Source organism: Pseudomonas sp. zjy_15, from assembly GCF_043101865.1.
Lineage (GTDB): Bacteria > Pseudomonadota > Gammaproteobacteria > Pseudomonadales > Pseudomonadaceae > Aquipseudomonas > Aquipseudomonas putida_Y.
Genome location: NZ_JBICII010000135.1, coordinates 1 through 455, shown reverse-complemented (window position 1 = coordinate 455; position 455 = coordinate 1). Strand labels below are relative to the sequence as shown.

Here is a 455-nt window from a genome sequence, read left to right as displayed (position 1 = left end):
ACGTAGACTTCTGCGGTGAACTTGGTGTGCGGCTTGACCGAACCTGGCTTGACCAGAACCTGACCACGCTCAACGTCGTCACGCTTGGTACCACGCAGCAGAACGCCGCAGTTCTCGCCAGCACGACCTTCGTCCAGCAGCTTGCGGAACATCTCAACACCGGTGCAGGTGGTGGTGGTGGTGTCACGCAGACCAACGATTTCCAGTGGATCCTGAACGCGGACGATACCACGCTCGATACGACCGGTAACAACGGTACCACGACCCGAGATCGAGAACACGTCTTCGATCGGCATCAGGAACGGCTGGTCGATGGCACGAACTGGCTCAGGAATGTAGCTGTCCAGAGTTTCTACCAGCTTCTTGACAGCGGTAGTACCCATTTCGTTGTCGTCTTTGCCTTCCAGCGCCATACGAGCCGAACCGATGATGATCGGGGTGTCGTCGCCTGGGAA

The 455-nt window shown here is 57.6% G+C and carries 1 protein-coding gene; it reads right to left on the bottom strand.

Going from position 1 to position 455, the window contains the following annotated elements; translation table 11 throughout:
• On the bottom strand, nucleotides 1–455 hold a 455-nt coding region (locus ACF8EF_RS24930), incomplete at both ends, for an EF-Tu/IF-2/RF-3 family GTPase (RefSeq protein ID WP_392462456.1).